This is a genomic window from Rheinheimera maricola (assembly GCF_016918075.2).
Taxonomy (GTDB): Bacteria; Pseudomonadota; Gammaproteobacteria; order Enterobacterales; family Alteromonadaceae; genus Alishewanella; species Alishewanella maricola_A.
In genome coordinates, this window is sequence record NZ_JAERPS020000006.1 from 290,724 (window position 1) to 303,832 (window position 13,109).

13 protein-coding genes are annotated in these 13,109 nt (G+C 46.3%); 3 read left to right on the plus strand and 10 right to left on the minus strand.

Annotated elements, in window-relative coordinates; translation table 11 throughout:
• Window positions 1–9: 9 nt before the first annotated feature.
• From atpH to mioC, 10 genes are all read right to left on the minus strand, one after another.
• The gene (gene atpH / locus I4W93_RS16825; protein WP_205311950.1) at window positions 10–543 is read right to left on the minus strand and encodes a F0F1 ATP synthase subunit delta; all 534 of its coding nucleotides are present in this window, start codon (window positions 541–543) and stop codon (window positions 10–12) included.
• 11 nt (window positions 544–554) lie between these two features.
• Window positions 555–1,025, minus strand: coding sequence for a F0F1 ATP synthase subunit B (gene atpF / locus I4W93_RS16830; RefSeq protein ID WP_205311951.1), 471 nt, complete (start codon window positions 1,023–1,025; stop codon window positions 555–557).
• Between the two features lie 44 nt (window positions 1,026–1,069).
• The gene (gene atpE / locus I4W93_RS16835) at window positions 1,070–1,303 is read right to left on the minus strand and encodes a F0F1 ATP synthase subunit C (protein ID WP_166838264.1); all 234 of its coding nucleotides are present in this window, start codon (window positions 1,301–1,303) and stop codon (window positions 1,070–1,072) included.
• Between the two features lie 50 nt (window positions 1,304–1,353).
• Window positions 1,354–2,214, minus strand: coding sequence for a F0F1 ATP synthase subunit A (gene atpB / locus I4W93_RS16840; RefSeq protein ID WP_205311952.1), 861 nt, complete (start codon window positions 2,212–2,214; stop codon window positions 1,354–1,356).
• 15 nt (window positions 2,215–2,229) lie between these two features.
• The gene (locus I4W93_RS16845) at window positions 2,230–2,610 is read right to left on the minus strand and encodes an ATP synthase subunit I (protein ID WP_205311953.1); all 381 of its coding nucleotides are present in this window, start codon (window positions 2,608–2,610) and stop codon (window positions 2,230–2,232) included.
• A 144-nt stretch (window positions 2,611–2,754) separates the two neighbouring features.
• On the minus strand, window positions 2,755–3,630 hold the full coding sequence (locus tag I4W93_RS16850) for a ParB/RepB/Spo0J family partition protein (RefSeq protein WP_205311954.1): 876 nt from the start codon (window positions 3,628–3,630) through the stop codon (window positions 2,755–2,757).
• Between the two features lie 28 nt (window positions 3,631–3,658).
• The gene (locus I4W93_RS16855) at window positions 3,659–4,453 is read right to left on the minus strand and encodes a ParA family protein (RefSeq protein ID WP_205311955.1); all 795 of its coding nucleotides are present in this window, start codon (window positions 4,451–4,453) and stop codon (window positions 3,659–3,661) included.
• A gap of 19 nt (window positions 4,454–4,472) precedes the next feature.
• On the minus strand, window positions 4,473–5,090 hold the full coding sequence (gene rsmG, locus I4W93_RS16860) for a 16S rRNA (guanine(527)-N(7))-methyltransferase RsmG (protein WP_205311956.1): 618 nt from the start codon (window positions 5,088–5,090) through the stop codon (window positions 4,473–4,475).
• Between the two features lie 13 nt (window positions 5,091–5,103).
• The gene (gene mnmG / locus I4W93_RS16865) at window positions 5,104–6,993 is read right to left on the minus strand and encodes a tRNA uridine-5-carboxymethylaminomethyl(34) synthesis enzyme MnmG (protein WP_205311957.1); all 1,890 of its coding nucleotides are present in this window, start codon (window positions 6,991–6,993) and stop codon (window positions 5,104–5,106) included.
• A 585-nt stretch (window positions 6,994–7,578) separates the two neighbouring features.
• Window positions 7,579–8,016 (minus strand): FMN-binding protein MioC, encoded by a 438-nt coding sequence (gene mioC, locus I4W93_RS16870; protein WP_205311958.1) that lies wholly within the window; start codon window positions 8,014–8,016, stop codon window positions 7,579–7,581.
• A 163-nt stretch (window positions 8,017–8,179) separates the two neighbouring features.
• Between mioC and I4W93_RS16875 the strand changes: the two genes are divergently transcribed.
• From I4W93_RS16875 to I4W93_RS16885, 3 genes are all read left to right on the plus strand, one after another.
• Window positions 8,180–9,955, plus strand: coding sequence for a DEAD/DEAH box helicase (locus tag I4W93_RS16875; protein ID WP_205311959.1), 1,776 nt, complete (start codon window positions 8,180–8,182; stop codon window positions 9,953–9,955).
• Between the two features lie 157 nt (window positions 9,956–10,112).
• On the plus strand, window positions 10,113–12,608 hold the full coding sequence (locus tag I4W93_RS16880) for a M1 family metallopeptidase (protein WP_224673515.1): 2,496 nt from the start codon (window positions 10,113–10,115) through the stop codon (window positions 12,606–12,608).
• Entirely contained in the window at window positions 12,608–13,096 is a 489-nt protein-coding gene (locus tag I4W93_RS16885; protein WP_205311960.1) for a DUF6702 family protein, read from the plus strand. Before I4W93_RS16880 ends, I4W93_RS16885 begins: the two co-directional genes overlap by 1 nt.
• Window positions 13,097–13,109: the final 13 nt, after the last annotated feature.

A 13,109-nucleotide genomic window follows, 5' to 3' on the forward strand; every position in this document is an offset into this window, starting at 1 on the left:
GTTCCCCAATTACGACTGCAGCGCAGTTGCTAAACGATCCAGCTTACCGCGGATCGAGCCATCAATTACCATGTCACCTGCTTTGATTAGCATGCCGCCAACCACTGCAGGATCTTCGCTACAGTTCAATTTAACTTTGCGTGCCAAACGTTGCGATAATGCCGTGGCTAACTTGTCTTGTTGTGCTTTAGAAAGCTTGGTAGCAGAAACCACAGTAACGTCGATTTCTTTTTCAAACTCGGCTTTCAGCGCAACAAAGGCAGTTAACACTTCAGGCAACGCCAACAAGCGATGATTTTCTGCCATCACTTTAATAAAGTTCTGGCCGTGCTCATTGAGTTGCTCACCACATACCTGAATAAACAGACCGGCCTGCTTGTCAGCAGCGCCGTTGGCGCCTAAATAAGCGCCAACCTGGTCGTTCTTTGCTACTTCTGCAGCAAAGGCCAACATCTGTAACCAGGCGTCTAACGCTTTTTGCTCAACCGCAAAATCGAAAGCCGCTCTGGCGTAAGGACGAGCAATATTAGTCAAATCAGACATAGCTCATCCTCTTACAGTTCTTGAACCAGTTTTTCCAGAATGTCGCTGTGAGCAGCTTCATCAATAGAACGTTGCAGAATTTTCTCTGCGCCGGCTACTGCTAATGCAGCAACTTGCTTGCGCAGTTCTTCGCGTAAACGGTTACGTTCCGCTTCCAATTCTGCTTTTGCCTGCGCCAGAATATTGTCACGTTCGGCATTGGCTTTGTGCACGGCTTCATCAATCATCTTGGCTTCGCGTTTTTTCGCTTGCTCGATGATTTCTGCTGCTTGGGCTTTAGCGTCTTTTAACTGATCTTTGGCCTTGTCCTGGGCTAATGCCAGGTCTTTTTCCGCACGATCAGAGGCCGCTAAACCATCAGCAATTTTTTTCTGGCGCGCTTCAATTGCATTATTCAACGGCGGCCATACAAATTTCATACAGAACAGCACGAACACCGCAAATGCGATTAATTCGCCTAATAGAGTGGCGTTTAAATTCACGACCGCTCCTCCTTAATAGTAAGTTGTTCGAATTCGCCCGTTAATTACAGAACGAACAACAATACCATCGCGATACCAACACCGATCATCGCAACAGCATCGATCAGACCTGCCAGGATGAACATTTTAACTTGCAGTGAAGGAGCCAGTTCTGGTTGACGCGCACAAGATTCTAAGAACTTACCACCCATGTTACCGAAACCTATTGCGGTACCGATAGCACCGAAACCGATTAACAGAGCAACTGCGATATATTTAAGGCCTAATACTAGTTCCATTTTTTATCTCCGATATTTCAATAGTTAAAGTTAAAGTAAAGCAAAATTGATTAATGATTGTCTGAACTGGCCATACTTAAGTAAACGATGGTCAGCATCATAAACACGAATGCCTGTAGCACGATTACCAGAATGTGGAATACAGCCCAAATAAAGTGCAATGGCAACTGTATTAAGCCTACTGCGCCAATCAGGATGAAAATCAGCTCACCAGCATACAAGTTACCAAATAGCCGCAGTGCCAGTGAAAATGGCTTAGCAACTAAAGCTATGGTTTCCAACAGTAAGTTGAATGGGATCAATAAGATCTGAACAAATAGATTTGATGAACTAAACGGATGCAGTGTCAATTCCTTAATGAAACCAGTTACACCTTTAATTTTTACCGAATAACCGATCATTAACACAAATACACCGATTGCCAGTGCCGCAGTCATATTGATATCGGTAGTAGGTACAATTTTCATGTACACATCATGGCTATCCATGGCAAAAACCTGTTCACCAACCAAGCCGGCAAAAGCAGGTAAGAAGTCTACCGGAATTAAATCCATCAGGTTCATTAAAAACACCCAGACGAAAATCGTTAACGCCAGTGGTGCAATTAATGCACTTTTACCGTGAAAGGTATCTTTAACGTTCGCAGCAACAAACTCTACGACCATTTCTATGAAGCACTGAAACTTACCCGGCACGCCAGTAGTGGCTTTGGTTGCGGCACTGCGGAAGACCCACAAAAACAACAAACCCAGGCCAATAGACCATGCTAATGTATCAATATGCCATGTCCAGAAACCTGCCTCACTACACGCTTTATTAAATGCAACGCTACCATCAACGGTACACATTTTGGCGTTAGTAAGGTGGTGCTGAATATGGCCGGAGAGAGTTAACTCTTCACCTGCTGCCATGTTTCCATCCCAATTTTAATGTTTAAAGAAAAACGTAGCTGACCATTGTGCAAGTAATGTCATCGTAAAACCCACGGTAAAAGCGGCTGCGACATTATCAGGCTGCTGCAATACCAGTGCACAGAGCACAACAATCAAAATCATTTTTACTGAATGGCCGCGCAACAGTGCTAATCTGGCCAGCTCAGGGTGCTCTGCTGCATTCACCCTGAATGCCAGCAAAGCAAACACAAAATTTGCAATCGCCGCTACCAAACCACCTTTAAAAGCGGATTTGGCTGCTACTAAATCAGCAGCTAAAAAAAAAGCCAGTGCGATAACCCCGGCTACTGCTAACTGGCATACTGCCAGTTTGTAGGCTGATTTTCGCGCAATTTCAGCACTTTTATCAGTCACTGTAAGTCCCCCTGAAATAACCCATGACGGGGGTATAAAAAGCTTGCGAAAGTATACTTATCTGCCTTTAATTTGCAACAAAAAGCGGCAGCAGCTCTGCGATAGTGCAAGTCAACTAGCCAAAATTGAAATATTTTAAAGTAATTAACCTTCAGCAAGGTTTAATTTACCTATAATGCCATCTAATTCGTCCAGGCTGGAATAACTGATTTCCAGCTTACCTTTGCCCTTAATGTTGTAACTAATCTGCACCGGTGCGGCAAAACGCTCGCTTAGGCGTTGTTCTAATGAAATCACATCCGGATCACGAGGCTTTTCGACAACCGCTGGTTTGGGTTCCAGGATCCGGCGTACCAGATTTTCTGTTTCCCGTACTGTCATTTGTTTAGCCGCAACTAAACGGCCGGCATCAGACTGTTCGTTATCTTTTAACGCCAACAACGCCCGGGCATGGCCCATTTCAATATCACCATGCTCCAGTAACAGTTTTACATCGTCGTTTAACTGGTTTAAGCGTAATAAATTGGTGACTGACGCCCGCGATTTTCCCACGGCATCAGCTACCTGCTGGTGGGTAAGGGCAAATTCGGTTAGTAAACGGTCCAATGCGACGGCTTCTTCCATCGCGTTTAGATCTTCGCGCTGAATATTTTCAATTAACGCAATTGCTACTGCAGCTTCGTCTGGTACATCTTTGACGATACAGGGTACTTCAGCCAATTGGGCTAATTGGCTGGCCCGCCAACGCCGTTCGCCGGCAATGATCTCAAATTTGTCTTTGGCTAGGGGCCGCACAACGATAGGCTGAATAATACCCTGAGCACGAATAGAGCTGGCTAAATCTTCCAGCGCTTCTTGTGACATATCTTTACGCGGCTGATATTTGCCAGGCGTAAGAAATTCTACCGCTAATAGTTGCAATTCACTGCTACTGTGGTTTGTAGCGCTACTATTGCTGGTTCTATTGGACGTTAGTAAGGCATCCAGACCCCGGCCAAGGCCGCGTTTCTTTACCGACATTACATCGTTTCCCTAAATAGTATTTTTCTCAGCCTGAGGCAGTGCTGTTAACCGTCTTTTTGTCGGCACGGCGCAACATTTCGCCTGCCAATGCCAGATAGGCCTTTGCCCCGGTAGAGCTTTTGTCGTAATACATAACTGGCGCGCCAAAACTAGGGGCTTCAGCCAGACGCACATTACGTGGGATCACTGCGCGGTACACCTTATCCCCAAAATGCTGTTTTAACTGTTCCGAAACGTCATTAGCCAGCCGGTTACGAGGGTCGTACATGGTCCTTAATATACCTTCGATCTTTAACTGTGGATTAACTGCTGCAGCTAATTGGTTTATCGTTTCAACCAACGCAGTTAAGCCTTCAAGTGCGAAATATTCACACTGCATCGGCACCAAAACACTGTCTGCGGCCGCCATGGCATTAACCGTTAACATGTTCAGCGACGGTGGACAGTCGATAAAAATGAAGTCGTAGCTATTGCGGTAGTCTTTTAAGGCGTTGCGAAGCCTTAGTTCACGGGCAAATAAATTCATTAACCGCACTTCAGCGGCTGTTAAATCTGCGTTTGCTCCTACCAGATGATAACCACCACTAGTGTCTTTTACTATGACATCGAGTAAGGGTTTGTCATCAACCAGTAATTCATAGGCTGTAGCGGGCAAATCGTATTTATCGACTCCGCTACCCATAGTGGCATTGCCCTGAGGATCCAGATCCAATAGTAACACCTTGCGTTTAGTTGCTGCCAGTGACGCGGCCAGATTCACTGCTGTGGTGGTTTTACCTACACCACCTTTCTGGTTAGCTATTGCGATCACTTTCGCCACAAGATGTCCTCGTTATCAGTTAGCAGGGTTCCAGTATTACCAAATGCCGTTGTGCTTGCAACTGCGGTACAGCAAGTGATTGAACGGCCGCTACTTTAACAAAATCAGGCAAAGCTGCAATTTCTTCTTGCACTGCCGCTCCCTTCATGGCGAAAAAGCGCCCGTTTTGCTTTGGTAAGTGCTTGCACCAGGTCAGCATATCATTGATTGAAGCAAAGGCGCGGCTTATTACACCGTCGTAGCCAGTTTCAGGTTGGTGATTTTCTACTCTGCTTTGTATTGGTTGAATGTTAGCCAGTTTCAGCTGTAACTTTACCTGGTTTAAAAAACGGATGCGCTTACCCAAGCTATCAAGCAAAGTAAAGTGCTTTTCTGGGTAATAGATGGCCAGCAATACACCCGGTAAACCAGGTCCGGTGCCGACATCAATAAAACGTTGACCGGCTAAGAAGGGCGCTACGACTAAGGAGTCCATCACGTGTTTTACCAGCATTTCTTTGGGGTCGCGAACTGAGGTCAAGTTGTAAGCACTGTTCCATTTGTCCAGTAGCTGCACATAAGTAATACATTGCTGTAGTTGATTCTCTGTAAGCTTGAGCTCAGTCTGTTTTACCAGTGCCCGAAGTTGTTCTAACATTGTGATCCTTTTTTCATGCTGACTTACGCAGCAGTCCCTGCTTTTTTAAATAAACCAACAATAGCGAAATAGCAGCTGGGGTAATACCGGAAATACGTGACGCCTGACCCACTGTTTGCGGCTGTGTTTGATTTAATTTAGCAATAACTTCGTTTGACAGCCCTCTTACAGATCCATAATCAAACTGTTTTGGTAACAATGTCTGTTCGTTACGCTGTTGTTTAGCAATTTCGTCTTGCTGGCGATGGATGTAGCCCTCGTACTTAATTTGGATCTCAACCTGTTCAGCTGTAGCAGGATCTTCTAAGCCAGGACCAAGATCGCTAATTTGCATAAGCTGAGCATAAGTAACTTCTGGTCTGCGGACCAATTCTTCCAGGCTGGCTTCCTTGCTAAGTGGGGTTTTGACCAGAGCATTAACTGCTGTCAGCGCAGCATGTTGCGGATGAACCCAGCTTTGCTTTAAGCGTTGGCGTTCTAACGCAATCTGTTCCATTTTTTCATTAAAGGCTGCCCAGCGTGCGTCGTCAACCAGACCAAATTCACGGCCTTTTTCGGTTAAACGTGAATCGGCATTGTCTTCACGCAGCATTAAGCGATATTCAGCCCGGCTGGTAAACATGCGGTACGGTTCTTTCGTACCCATGGTGGTTAAATCGTCTACCAGTACACCAAGGTAGGCTTGTTCGCGGCCGGGTGACCAGCTGTCTTTATTCTGGCTAAACAGTGCAGCGTTTAAACCGGCTAATAAACCTTGAGCACCCGCTTCTTCGTAACCTGTTGTGCCGTTTATTTGGCCAGCAAAAAACAGGCCTTTAATAAATTTGGTTTCCAAGCTGTTTTTCAGATCGCGTGGATCAAAAAAGTCATACTCTATGGCATATCCTGGCCGGGTTATATGGGCATTTTCCATGCCTTTAATCGAGCGAACTATGCTTAATTGCACGTCAAAAGGCAAACTGGTAGATATGCCATTTGGATAGACTTCATGCGTGGTTAAACCTTCAGGTTCGATAAAGATCTGGTGCTTATCTTTATCGGCAAAACGGGTAATTTTATCTTCAATAGAGGGGCAATAACGTGGGCCTATGCCTTCAATAACACCAGTATACATTGGTGATCTGTCTAAATTATTGCGAATAACGTCATGCGTTTTTTCATTAGTAAAAGTGATGTAGCACGGTATTTGCTGTGGTTGATCACTGTGTTTGCCCATAAATGAAAACACTGGCGTTGGATTATCACCTGGTTGCGGTTGCATCTGGCTGAAATCGATAGTTCGGGCATCAATACGCGGTGGAGTACCGGTTTTTAAGCGATCTACCCGAAATGGTAATTCTCGTAGTCTTTTTGCTAACGCGATCGATGGTGGATCACCTGCTCTGCCACCAGAATGGCTTTGCAAACCAATGTGAATTTGGCCGCCTAAGAAAGTACCGACTGTTAGCACTACAGACTTAGCCTTAAATTTTAAGCCCATCTGCGTTACGACACCGGTAACCTGATCGTTTTCAACGATAAGATCATCACAGCTTTGCTGGAAAATACTTATATTAGGTTGGTTTTCCAGTATTTGCCTGATTGCTGCGCGGTACAGTTGGCGGTCTGCCTGGGCACGGGTAGCGCGAACTGCCGGACCTTTCGAACTATTCAGAGTTCTAAATTGAATGCCGCCTTTGTCTGCAGCTATGGCCATAGCGCCACCTAAGGCGTCAATTTCTTTTACTAAATGACCTTTGCCAATACCACCAATGGCTGGATTACAAGACATTTGGCCTAAGGTTTCTAAATTATGAGTCAGCAACAGGGTTTTACGTCCCATACGTGCAGCTGCCAGAGCGGCTTCAGTGCCAGCATGGCCTCCACCTACAACGATAACGTCGAATGTCTCTTGGTACAGCATAGTTGCCTCTGTTTCTGCGATTAATCAGGTTGATCCAAATTTGGTCGGCTATTGTACCGTGATCTTCGTTGAAGTGGAATGCTGCAGCCGGCTTAGGATCTTCTAAATTAAATAAGATCTTTTTAGAGATCTTTTTATTATTTTTACTATTAAGCAGCGATGTTTCAGTGGATAAGCGGATCTTTAAAATAAGGATCAATTGCTTATAAAGGATCAGATCCTGTGATCAAGCTAGGATCTACTCACGGTAAACCGGTTGATAATATGCATGGTTATCCACAGATAAGAAAAATATTTTTTTTATAACTAGGATAAATACAGCTTAATAACCGGTTTAAAGTTAAGTTATGCACATTAATTTATGTTTATAAGTAAATTTGTGTATAAGTATGTATAGCGGGGTTTTGCTTGCGTTATCGCCTTTATCAGACCTTTATCATTTACTTATCAAGACATCGAGCATTATTCAATTTACTGTGCGTACAAGTTGGTTTTATTGCTGAGGCCAACCTGGGAGAGACTAACGTTATCCTGATCTTCCTGAGATATACTTGTGTTTGCGGGTGGCGTTTGCCACCCGCTTTTTTATGCCAGACATTTCATCAGTTTGGGCAGCCAGGCTAGCGCAATATCTTCGGGAAGTTCTGCTTGCTGTGCATCAATTTCCAGACTGTTAATAAGGCTGACAGCTCCTTTTGCTGAGAGCAAATTAGCTAGTCTTCGGCCGGCTTCGCAAAAAGTATCGTATGAAGAGTCACCTAAAGTGATCACGGCATAAGAAAGTGTGTTAAGATCACGCCGATCTTGTGCTATTTGATCCGCAAAGGGTTGAATATTATCAGGCAGATCTCCTGCGCCATAGGTGGATGTGATCACTAACCAAACCCCGGAAGGGTTAAGGTGATCCAGTTCGGGTTTCAGATGAACGTTAATCTCATAGCCCGCTTGTACCAGTGTTTCAGCAACTTGTTCTGCCACATATTCCGCTGCGCCCATTTGGCTGCCAACGAGGATGTCTATCATGATATGCCTCTTGTCATAAGAATGTTTGGCTATACTACTGGAATAAAATCAGCTAATGCTACGGCTTTGGCATGATTTACGTGTTTTTACTGCTCTGCAGGCTAAGTAAAAACAACAATAGCACTACCACTACGCCTGCGTGTTATTGAGGTTTAAACAACGTATGTCTGACACTGTGTCATTTTCCCAGCTAATGCTGCCTGAAGCTATTGTTCGTGCTGTTACTGAACTTGGCTATGAAACGCCGTCGCCTATCCAGGCTGCTGCTATCCCTAAATTATTAGCTGGCGAGGATGTATTAGGCCAGGCGCAAACCGGTACCGGTAAAACCGGTGCTTTCGCGCTGCCTTTATTAGCACGGCTTGACCCTGCGCAAAATGATCCACAAATTCTGGTGTTGGCACCAACGCGCGAGCTGGCCATTCAGGTTGCTGAAGCGTTCCAGGCTTATGCCCGTTATATGCCGGCATTTCATGTACTGCCATTATACGGTGGTCAGAGTTATACTAACCAGCTGAAATCACTAAAACGTGGCTCTCAAGTTATAGTTGGTACGCCTGGCCGTATTCTCGATCACTTAGACCGTGGTACATTAAAGCTGGATAAGCTGCGTGCTATCGTGCTGGATGAAGCCGACGAAATGCTGCGCATGGGCTTTATCGACGACGTGCAAACCATTATGGATGCCACTCCGGCCGGCCGTCAGGTAGCGATGTTCTCTGCTACCATGCCACCGCAAATCCGCGCTATTGCGCAAAAGCATTTAAAAAATGCTGAAGAAATTAAAATTGCCTCAAAAACCAGCACTGTTGAGCGTATTACTCAGCGCTATGTCATGTTAGATGGCAACCAGAAACTGGATGCATTAACCCGGTTGTTGGAAGGCGAAGAGTACGATGCCACTATCGTGTTTGTGCGTACCAAAAGCGCTACTGAAGAAATTGCCGAAAAACTGGGCGCCCGCGGTTATGCTGTTGCTTGCTTAAATGGTGATATGAATCAGGCGCACCGCGAACTGACCATTCGTAAAATGAAAGCAAACCAGTTAGACGTGATTGTTGCTACTGATGTTGCCGCCCGTGGTTTGGACGTAGAGCGTATCAGCCTGGTAGTAAACTACGACATTCCGTATGACAGTGAAGCCTATGTACACCGTATCGGCCGTACTGGTCGTGCCGGTCGCGAAGGTAAAGCGATTTTATTCGTTTCGCCACGCGAGCGCCGTTTACTGCGCACCATTGAGCATGCTACCAAGCAGCCAATTGAGCAAATGTCTCTGCCTACCGGCCGTGTTATTGAGCAGCGTCGTATTGAATCTTTCCGTGAGCAGTTAGCGCAAACTATCGAAACTCAAGATTTAAGTTTCTTCCAAACGTTAATTAACGATTGGCGTGAGAAGATTGAAACCACTGAAAACGACTTAGCTGCAGCCTTGCTGTTTTTAGCACAGAAAGATCAGCCGTTAAACGTGGCCAATCAATTCCCGGAAATCCGTGAACCACACTCTCGTGGTGGTGAGCGTGATGACCGTCCGCGTCGTGAACGTAGTGATCGTCCTGAGCGTAGCGGCGAGCGTCCGGACCGTGGCCCACGTGTTAAGCGCGAAATGAAAGGCGATTACCAGACTTACCGCATAGAAGTAGGTAAAGAGCATGGTGTACGTGCCGGTGATATCGTTGGTGCTATTGCCAATGAAGCCAATATCGACAGCCAGTTTATCGGTAATATTAAGCTGTTTGATCATTTCAGCACGGTTGAGTTGCCGGCAACTATTCCGAATGAAATTTTCCAGCACCTGAAAAAAGTTTATGTGCGTAAGCAAAAGCTGAATATCACGGTAGACAGCGGAGCAGCACCAGCTGGTGAGCGTCGTCCGTCTAACGGCCCTGGTCCGCGCCCGGGTGCAGCGCCACGCGCACCGCGCAAACCACGTGACTAAGTTTCATACTGTTTAATAAAACCCTGCTACGGCAGGGTTTTTTATTGGCGACAGATTAACCACCAGGCGTGTTGAACGACGCTTGTTTGCACCGCCGAAGTTTCTTATTGTAGAGGGCTTGGTTCTTGCCATTAAAACAATAAGAGACTAGCTCATTATGCCAACCGTTTTGTCCCGTGTGACCTTAACAACCTTACCTTTACTGAGTTTACTGGCGACACTGCTGTGCAGTACGGTTGCAAACGCTGATGCTATCCGCCAAACCAAAGGTGACTTTGAAGATAAGTTTCGCCAGTTAGAAGAAGTGTTACCAACACCCAATGTGTACCGTAATGCTGCCGGTGAGCCCGGTCAGCAATACTGGCAGCAGCAGGTAAACTACAAAATGGACGTTGAGCTTGATGAAGCCAAACGCCGGCTCAGCACTAAGCAGCAAATTAGTTATAAAAATAACTCCCCATATAGTCTGAAGTATCTTTGGCTGCATCTGGATCAAAATATCTTTAAAAACGATTCGATGGCCGAAATGAGTACAGACTTTGGTGGTATTGGCCGCCGTGGCCCGGCTACTTCTATTGGCGATGGCGACATTAGCGCCCGTCTAAGCCTGGAAGAGCTGCGCCGGCAGCAGTTTATGGCCGATAACGAATTGGGCTTTGTTATTAGTAATGTAAAAAGCAGTAGTGGTAGCACATTGCCGGCGACCATTGTCGGCACCTTGATGCGTATCGACTTGGATAAACCATTAAAACCGGGCCAATCTGTGGATTTCAGCCTGGACTTTGCTTACAACATTGTTGAAGAAGATGCGGTATCGGCGCGCGCAGGTTACGAACATTTCCCTAAAGACGCTCGTGAAGGCGGCAATGATATTTTCTTATTGGCGCAGTGGTTTCCTCGTTTAGTGGCGTACACCGATTATGAAGCCTGGACCAACAAAGAGTTTTTAGGTCGTGGCGAGTTTACGCTGGAGTTTGGTGACTATGACGTTAAATTAACGGTACCAAGCGATCATATCGTATCGTCCACGGGTGAGTTACAAAACAGCAGCAAGGTATTAACCAAACAGCAGTTAAGCCGACTGGAACAAGCCAAAACGGCGAAACGGCCGGTGTTTGTGGTTACCGAAGCGGAAGCGTTGGAAAACGAAAAAGCCGGTACAGACAGCAGCAAAACCTGGCATTTTAAAGCGAAAAATGTGCGCGATTTTGCCTGGGCTTCATCGCGTAAGTTTATCTGGGATGCCAAAGGCTATCAGCAAGGTGGCACCGAACAGCCGTTTGTGATGGCGATGTCGTTTTACCCCAAAGAAGGCGGCGATTTATGGCAGAAGTATTCTACCGAAGCCATAGTGCATACCATGGAAGTGTACTCGCGGTTCTCGTTTGATTATCCCTATCCGGTAGCGCAATCGGTAAATGGCCCGGTTGGCGGCATGGAATACCCGATGATCACCTTTAACGGCCCGCGCACCAAATTGCAGGATGATGGCAGCCGCACCTACTCGCAAGCCGAAAAACGCTTTTTAATCGGCGTGGTGATCCACGAAGTAGGTCATATTTATTTCCCGATGGTGGTAAATTCCGACGAGCGGCAGTGGACCTGGATGGATGAAGGCTTAAACAGCTTTTTAGACGGTGTTGCCGGTCGCGAGTGGGACCCGACAATTCCATGGGGCGTAGAGCCGCGCGATATCGTCGACTATATGAAATCCGATGTGCAGGTACCGATTATGACGCAGTCTGACAGCGTGCTGAAATTGGGGCCTAATGCCTATACTAAGCCGGCGGCCGCACTGAATATCCTGCGCGAAGTGATTTTAGGCCGCGAACTGTTTGATTTTGCCTTTAAAGAATACGCTACACGCTGGAAGTTTAAGCGGCCAACACCGGCAGACTTTTTCCGTACCATGGAAGAGGCCAGCGGCGTCGATTTAGATTGGTTCTGGCGTGGCTGGTTTTACACTACTGACCATGTAGATATCTCGCTGGATAAAGTGTTTCAGCTGCGCTTAGACACCAAGAACCCGGACATTGATTTTCAGCGCCAGCGTCAGCAGGAACTTGATAAACCGATGCCATTGTTTGTTGAGCGCAACAACGCAGAAGGCAAAGTACTGTGGATAGATAAAAACCCGGATGTGCGCGATTTCTACGACGAAAATGATCGCTTTACCGTCACCAACAAAGAGCGTAATGCTTACAGCAAGTTCCTGCACGATTTAGAGCCGTGGGAGCGCACCGCCTTTGAGCGTGCGGTGGTAGAAGATAAAAACTATTATGTACTCCAGTTTAGCAACAAGGGCGGCCTGGTGATGCCGATTTTGCTGCAGTTGAACTATGCCGACGGTAGCAGCGAGCAGCAGTATATTCCGGCTGAAATTTGGCGCCGCAGCCCCAAGGCAGTGAATAAACTGATTGTTACTGCCAAAGATAAGGTATTGCTGGACGTAGTAGTCGATCCTAAATGGGAAACGGCGGATGTGGATATTGAAAATAACTTTTATCCGCGCCGTATTATCCCGTCACGCATAGAAGCGTATAAAGCTGACAAGAGTAAAGCTAAAGTCAGCCGCGATATTATGCAGGACAGCAAAACCGAACTGAAAGATCCGGCGAAAAAGTTAGAAGACGGTCAAAAGGACAATAATTGATGTGTAGGCTGTTAGCCTTGTTGCTACTGGCCGTGTGCAGCGGTCAGTTAGCGGCACATGAAATGAAAGCTGCGCTGACTAAGGTGGTATTTAACCAGCGCAGTGGCAATATTGAAGTAATGCACCGCTTTTATGTACACGACGCCGAACACGGTGTTAAACAACTATTTGATAAAAGCGCCGATCTGTTAAACAGTGAGCAAACCCAACAAATATTCAGCCAATATGTCAGTGAACATTTTGCGCTGACAACCCCAGCGGGTGAAGCTATCAGTTTAGCACTGGTTGGCGGGCAACTGGACGGCCGGTTTTTCTGGGTGTATCAGGAAGCGCCGATGCCAACTGAGCTGAAAGGCTTGCGCATTAAGCACAGCGCTTTGCAGGCCTTGTGGCCGGCACAGGTAAATACGGTAAACATCGAAGGCCGTGGGGAGGTTAAAAGCCTGAGCTTTGACAATAAAACCGGCTGGCAGCAACTAAGTTTTTAGCTTGGCTTTAAAA

What these genes read in the sequence shown, in the direction of transcription:
- I4W93_RS16850 (WP_205311954.1), bottom strand. Translation starts at nt 3,630, where the DNA reads ATGTCGGTAAAGAAACGCGGCCTTGGCCGGGGTCTGGATGCCTTACTA.
- mioC (WP_205311958.1), bottom strand. Translation starts at nt 8,016, where the DNA reads ATGATAGACATCCTCGTTGGCAGCCAAATGGGCGCAGCGGAATATGTG.
- atpB (WP_205311952.1), bottom strand. Translation starts at nt 2,214, where the DNA reads ATGGCAGCAGGTGAAGAGTTAACTCTCTCCGGCCATATTCAGCACCAC.
- I4W93_RS16875 (WP_205311959.1), top strand. Translation starts at nt 8,180, where the DNA reads ATGTCTGACACTGTGTCATTTTCCCAGCTAATGCTGCCTGAAGCTATT.
- I4W93_RS16880 (WP_224673515.1), top strand. Translation starts at nt 10,113, where the DNA reads ATGCCAACCGTTTTGTCCCGTGTGACCTTAACAACCTTACCTTTACTG.
- rsmG (WP_205311956.1), bottom strand. Translation starts at nt 5,090, where the DNA reads ATGTTAGAACAACTTCGGGCACTGGTAAAACAGACTGAGCTCAAGCTT.
- atpE (WP_166838264.1), bottom strand. Translation starts at nt 1,303, where the DNA reads ATGGAACTAGTATTAGGCCTTAAATATATCGCAGTTGCTCTGTTAATC.
- atpH (WP_205311950.1), bottom strand. Translation starts at nt 543, where the DNA reads ATGTCTGATTTGACTAATATTGCTCGTCCTTACGCCAGAGCGGCTTTC.
- I4W93_RS16885 (WP_205311960.1), top strand. Translation starts at nt 12,608, where the DNA reads ATGTGTAGGCTGTTAGCCTTGTTGCTACTGGCCGTGTGCAGCGGTCAG.
- mnmG (WP_205311957.1), bottom strand. Translation starts at nt 6,993, where the DNA reads ATGCTGTACCAAGAGACATTCGACGTTATCGTTGTAGGTGGAGGCCAT.